Raw genomic sequence first — 6,278 nt, forward strand, 5'->3', positions numbered from 1 at the left:
CATACAAGGGCAGACTGCTTTACTTATGCCGCGCTTTAATACTCCTCTGGCAATAACACCGTAGTCACCGACCTATCAGCCTCAGTAATAATCCATACTTTGCCTGTTTTCAAAGGATAAACCGACATAATACGGTAGCCACGTTCAATCGCTTGTTGATTGCTTAAGGCATCTTCGGCAGGAACATTGCCCCAATCACCTGATTGATGACGAGCCAATAAACTAAAGCACGATGTATTATGTTGGGCTAAAAGTTCAAGGGCATGGGGTGTGGCAACGGTTTGACCGAGTGAAAATAAAGGATTAACGCACAGTAACATGATAATTCTCCGCGTAAGTTAGGGTTAATTAGGGGAAATGGTTTGCGCTTGTAAACGCTGACCGAGTTTTTGCTTTAAAACACCATTGGCGGTTTTAGAGTTGATGTTGCTGGTGTTATTTGAAAGGTTTGGGTTGTTGGCATTAGTATTGGTGGTTGAAGTCGATTGACCTTGTGCCGAGTTATCATCATCAGGATTTGGATAAAATTCTTCTAACAACTCAGGAATTTCTTCTTCGCTAAATTCAAATTGCGCGTTGTTAAATCCTGCTTGTGCGGCTTGGTCTAAGGCTTGTTGCTGAAAGCCCATTTCTTGTCGTTGTTGATTCAGGGTTTTTGCCTGTTGCAAGGCTTCGGCTAAGGTGTGGTTATCTCGTAGGGTTAAATCCACGTAATAAATTGCTGTGCGATGGCTTTGAGTCGTGCTTTTACCTCGGAGTTTTAATTGCAGGGGTAAACAGGCTAATAAATCTCCTGAGATGGCTTGGTAATAACTCAAACGTGCCGCTAACGTGCGAATGCTGTTAAAACCTGTGGTTCTAAAGATAAACGTGCCAATATCTTCTTCGTCATTGACAATAACGTGTAAACGACCATACGGTTTACAGTGACCTGTTCGGGCTAAGTCGCATGCTTCGGGACTAGGGCAGGGTAATTGTTGAATGCCTTGTGGTGTATATCGCCGACACGTCTCCCCATTACCTACACATAATGGTCTGCCTGTTTGTCTATCGAATAAACTGTATTCCGCTCGTAGGTTTAATTTAGGCGAATTAAATAATAGGCGAACAGGAATGGTGCGTAATTTACCGTTGTTGGTGGTTTGTGTTTGGCGGAGTTGTTCATCTAAGGGATGAAGTAACCAGCCGTCTTTATGCTGTACTTGGGTGGTTAAGGTAAATTGGTCATCCTTTTCGGGTAAACGTTTACCGTTCTTTTCGACAATTTTACCAATGCTAATCCGACCGATAATCGGTGGGGTGATGGCTAAACCTTTAATCATGATGTTCTCCAAAAAATAAAAAAGCCCTTGTCGTGATACAAGGGCTTTATGCCGTGTGAGGGTGAAATCGATTTGAGTTAATAGAACTTAATCCTTAGTCAGTATTTAATCACTGGCTTTGGCATTTGCGACAGGCCGTTCAGAGACTAAAAAGCGTCTGCTACCGACTTTGCTGCGCTGATACTGTTGACAGAGTTGTGGATGGTCTTTAGCGAGGGCAGTGGTATCTAGGTAAACTGAGTCTTTGGCCTTTTTCCATGACAAAGAGCCTTGAGCAAATTGGGCATAACTGGCTTCACCGAGATTCTGTTGTAGCAGTTGTTTATAAAATTCCTCTTGTTGTTGGTAAAAGCTGAGTTGCTTGCGTGTGTTGATGAGGGAGTCAAACAAGCTAGAAACATGGGTATTGTCGCTAAAATCAACCGTCTGACCGTAGTCTTGTGGGAACAAACAGCGTAGGGCAACGCCTGACGATTCAGAGCCATCGGCACAAGGCGTGGTATTACTTTGCACGTACTGCCAAAACAACCGCTCTAATTCAATCAATTTGGCAATTAACTCTTCATCGCGTTCAATGCGATAAATCTTTAATTGCTGACCACAAATCAACACACAAACATCGGCGGCTTGTAAGCCAGTTACCGCTAATTGATGTTGTACCTGACATTGCACATATTCAGGTACACCGTCTTTCCACAGTTTTGCCCCATATTCACCAGCGGTTTTACATTCCAGTAGTTGCACCTCATCACTGCCAATCACCCGATAATCAATATTGGCTAACATCCATGATTTATCACTATCGGCATGTTGCAGAATCGCATTGACCTTACGCACTTTACGACCTGTGACTTTGGTGTAATGTTGGGCGACAATCGGTTCTAAAACCTGACCCCAATACATTTTTGACTCTATATCGGGTGTTGCCGAAGAATGTTGAGAAGGGCTGTGATTAATATCAGACTCATCACAGGACTCTTCGGTAAAACGACCTGTTTTAATCATCCATAATTCCAACTGGGATTGATAGGGATTTAAACCCACAGCCGCCGCTGCATCACTACCGCCAATACCTTGTTTACGCACAGCTAACCATTCGCTACGACTTAAGCCTTTGGTGTTGATTAAACGAATCGCGTTGGCAGTGTGGGTGTGGGTTTTAGTGGATTGCTCACGAAGTACGGTTAAAGACAGGGAGTTGTCTGAATTAACAGGCGTAGCTGTACCAATGGCCAGCGGTTGATGTGATACAACCGCCAATGAAGTTGATGGCGATTGTTCAGTATGTTGATATTCCATAAAAACCTCGACATAAAAAAAGCACAGCCTGCATGACAGACTATGCTTGAGTGAATGAAAATAATTGTGTTGAATGAGGGATGATAAGAAGCTGATTGTTGATGGCGTAAAAAGAATATTTCAGCCAATCACCGCGAAAGTATTAAGCCAAAGCGATTGGCACACGTTGCCTACCTTCTGAAAAAATCGTTGCATTAGGATTAGTCGAACTCAGTAATGACCACCACCACGGCAACGCATGAGGGTTACTCAGCGGTAAATGTTGGTCACCATAACCGTGATTGTCGCTGAGATGAATTTCTAAACAGTGGGGACTGCTGAGTAGTTCATGTACCAAACTCCATTCCACATGATTCGTCTGTACTGCCAAAATATTCAAATGCGACAAATCTAAGGCGTAATTCACCCCCGATTCGAGTAGTTGTTGATATTCTTGCCATGTACTGATTAACCAATGATGTTTACCGTTTGGTGTCGGGTAATGACCTTCAACACCGACTGGTATGCCAAATAAATCCTCAATTTCTTGAGTAAACTGTAAAACATCTGCCACTGAACAAGTACCGCGTTTACCTGCATGAGCGGTATAAACAGGTGCATCCAACACGTGTGATAAATGCGCCATCTGTTTAAACCAATCTTTTTCATGTGGCCAATCGGCTATATCAACGATTTTGTGCTGTCTTTCGATATGGACATTGGCATGACAGCGAAACTCAATGTGAGATAATTCGGCTTTTAATTGCAACGCCAATTCAGGGGTAAATTGCCCCAAATTCTGTGGACAAATTTGTAAGCGTTTCGTCGATAGATAACCGAGTAAAGGCTCTCGTGGTGTAACGTCTAAAGCCAATTGAATCGCTTGTTGATGAGTTAAACGACCATAAGCCCCAAGCGAAATATGAATCTCTTGTGTGGATGGAACACACCCCGAATCAGCCTTATAAATCGTATTCATAATTGCTGCACTCCGTATAATACTCGGTATGCTCTAAACGAAAGGTTCCCTCAGAGACGTTAATGGTCATCGTCCCTGAACCGCCATCATTGTTTTCCCAACCCCCATGATGAGCATCAACCCACGTTAGTACAAAATCACGTAATGCCGAATCAATTGAAGATTGTTGCTCCTGTAAAAAGTAACGGTATTCACCGTCTTGATATTCACCTGCTAAACAGTTATACGTGAGTTGCTGTGTTTTTAACGTGTTTGCAATATTGGCTTGTGCTAATGATTCAGGAAAAATCTCTAATTCACAGACATCACCTGAATCGCCGCCGCCTTCATAACGCACCACTAATTGCGTAATGGCTAAGGCAGCAAGAGCAGTTAATAGCGGTTGACGATTAGCACGCACCGCCTCGAAAGATTTAGGACTGTAACCCATCATGATAAAACTCCAACTTAATAACGATAATTAAGAAAAAAGGGCATAAAAAAAGCCCTGTGCTAAACAGCAACAGGGCGGATGAAATCAAGGCATAACAACGGATAACTTTAAAAAAGTATCACTGGGAAAAGGCAAGTAAACTCACTAAATCAGCGTATTATTGACCGCTGGTTGTGTCGCATCGTGATAGGGAGAATGACGGGCATATTCCATAAAAAATTGGGTATGAATTAATTCACAACGCTGTTCATCGGCATCTAAAATCACTTTGCCCTCAGCCCCTTCTTCGGTATCCCAATCAGGGTATTTGATGCCTAAACAGCTTAAGGCAAAATCACACAAGGCTACACGCATCGACACCTGTTGGACTTCACCTGCACTGTAATACTGACCTTGTGTATTACGTGCTAGGATTAAGAATTGGTAGGGCAGTTGGCATTTGTCAACGTGTGTTAACTGAGTCTCAGGAAAGACCTTTAAGGCCGTGACATCACCTGAATCAGCATAGCTTTCGTATTCGATAGTAATTTCACTAATACCTAATGACGGCATGGTGTGTAATAACAAATCACGATTAGCTTGAATAATCGTAATAGCTTCGGGATTATGATACTCGGGCATGGTTGTTCTCCATGAAAAATTTGAATAAAAAACTAATAGAGCAATCGGCAACAGCTATAGACAATAGCGATAGTCATTTGATGGGATTGAATAATCGGTGTGAACCAATAAGAATTGATCGTTTAAGCTATTGATGGTCATGACACCTTCACCACCCTGATTGTTTTCCCAACCAGCATGATGAAGATCAACCCACATGATCGTAAACACACGTAATGCCTCCTCTAATGACAAGGGTTTATCGACTAAAAAGTAATGATAAGCACCATAACGGTATGTGCCACGAACAAAGCTAAACGCCAAAAGTTGATCTTGTAGTGCGGAAGGGGATTGGTCATCATGAGAAGGAATAACAATCTCCGTAATATCGCCTTCATCACTACTACCACGATAACGGATGATAACTTCATTTATTTCAACTGCTTGTAATGCGTTTAGCACACGTTGCCGATTGGTGGATAAAGCCGTCATCGCTTGTGAATTGTGAAAGAGCATGATGCCTCCAATAATCAAACGGCATAAAAAAAGCACGATGACCACCACAGTCACCGTGCTTTAAGAAACATAAAATAAGGCAGTAGAATTAAATAAAACTGAATAAGCTAAGCCGATACCAAGCGTAACGCCTCATCTAAAGCACGTTGTTTAATAGTTGCTCCTTGGCCAAACCATGCCGAATCTAAACGATGGTCAATACTGCGTGCCTTACGCTGATGGTCAACAAATTCCGTGACAGAATTTAATAAACCAAAGGCAGTCCCTTTAGCAGATGACAAATCTGACCCTAAACCTTGACCCTCAAACAAAGTCTTTGCTTTGGCCATGGTGCGTTCAAAAGATTGCATACTCGCTTGACCTTTCATTGCGGCATCACCAAACACTTTGGCATAAAACTTATCCACCTCCGTACTTTTGACTTTACGTTCACTTAAGGTCTTTAGGCGATACATAAAGTCATCCCAAGCAGCGACAGAAACACCGAGTTGCTTTTTCACCGCTTGCGCATCAAAGGTGGTATTGTGCGGAACTTTCACGGCCTGACCTTGACCATTTAAAGCCACGGCCAACGTGTTATTACACACCACCCGAATACTGGTAAATTGCGCGGTTGTGGCTAATGTGCCATCACAAGCGGTAGCCAACAGCAAATAACCATTAGTCACATCGTTACCGCGTAAGCTCATGGATTGACCTGTTTTCGCTAATGCCCAAATCTTACGACCGCCTTTTAACACCCCTGCCGTTTCTAATTCAAAGCCGGAGACTTCGGTTAAATCGCGATAAAACTCTAAAATCTCACGCGGTTGAACCACCTGATAACGTTGACTGACGACTGACAGGGGAGCATTTGTATCTGAACGATACAACACCTTATTATCGGCAAAGGTACGGATAGAGGAGGTTTGCTCATCACCTGTCATAAAACGGACAGGGGCTTCTAGAATTGACCAATCCATACCAGCTTGTTTAGCCCAGATTTCCAAGGGCTGCTGCTCTTCTAAATGATTACCTAAACCGTGCCATGGGGTTGTACCGACATAAGCCATCGATTCGACTAAATGTGACATGATAAATTCTCCGAAAATGAAAGATAAAAAACCATCATCAATAAAGTATAGTTAAAAGCAAATGAGACGCATTAACA

8 protein-coding genes are annotated in these 6,278 nt (G+C 42.7%); all 8 read right to left on the reverse strand.

The features are described from left to right. Nucleotides 1-35: 35 nt before the first annotated feature. The gene (locus tag C8N29_RS11605) at nucleotides 36-320 is read right to left on the reverse strand and encodes a hypothetical protein (RefSeq protein WP_107866220.1); all 285 of its coding nucleotides are present in this window, start codon (nucleotides 318-320) and stop codon (nucleotides 36-38) included. A 24-nt stretch (nucleotides 321-344) separates the two neighbouring features. Beyond that, nucleotides 345-1,322: a recombination directionality factor gene (locus tag C8N29_RS11610; RefSeq protein WP_170106972.1), complete on the reverse strand. Its 978-nt coding sequence runs from the start codon at nucleotides 1,320-1,322 to the stop codon at nucleotides 345-347. Nucleotides 1,323-1,427: 105 nt separating this feature from the next. Next, nucleotides 1,428-2,621, reverse strand: coding sequence for a YqaJ viral recombinase family nuclease (locus tag C8N29_RS11615; RefSeq protein ID WP_107866221.1), 1,194 nt, complete (start codon nucleotides 2,619-2,621; stop codon nucleotides 1,428-1,430). A 142-nt stretch (nucleotides 2,622-2,763) separates the two neighbouring features. Next, the gene (locus tag C8N29_RS11620; protein ID WP_107866222.1) at nucleotides 2,764-3,579 is read right to left on the reverse strand and encodes a hypothetical protein; all 816 of its coding nucleotides are present in this window, start codon (nucleotides 3,577-3,579) and stop codon (nucleotides 2,764-2,766) included. Continuing rightward, nucleotides 3,563-4,012 (reverse strand): DUF6878 family protein, encoded by a 450-nt coding sequence (locus tag C8N29_RS11625; RefSeq protein ID WP_107866223.1) that lies wholly within the window; start codon nucleotides 4,010-4,012, stop codon nucleotides 3,563-3,565. Before C8N29_RS11625 ends, C8N29_RS11620 begins: the two co-directional genes overlap by 17 nt. Before the next feature lie 144 nt (nucleotides 4,013-4,156). Next, entirely contained in the window at nucleotides 4,157-4,633 is a 477-nt protein-coding gene (locus C8N29_RS11630; protein WP_107866224.1) for a DUF6878 family protein, read from the reverse strand. 54 nt (nucleotides 4,634-4,687) lie between these two features. Next, nucleotides 4,688-5,128: a DUF6878 family protein gene (locus C8N29_RS11635; RefSeq protein WP_107866225.1), complete on the reverse strand. Its 441-nt coding sequence runs from the start codon at nucleotides 5,126-5,128 to the stop codon at nucleotides 4,688-4,690. A gap of 107 nt (nucleotides 5,129-5,235) precedes the next feature. Then, nucleotides 5,236-6,201 (reverse strand): DUF932 domain-containing protein, encoded by a 966-nt coding sequence (locus tag C8N29_RS11640; RefSeq protein ID WP_107866226.1) that lies wholly within the window; start codon nucleotides 6,199-6,201, stop codon nucleotides 5,236-5,238. Nucleotides 6,202-6,278: the final 77 nt, after the last annotated feature.

It is taken from the genome of Agitococcus lubricus, from assembly GCF_003051055.1.
In the GTDB taxonomy this organism is placed as follows: domain Bacteria; phylum Pseudomonadota; class Gammaproteobacteria; order Pseudomonadales; family Moraxellaceae; genus Agitococcus; species Agitococcus lubricus.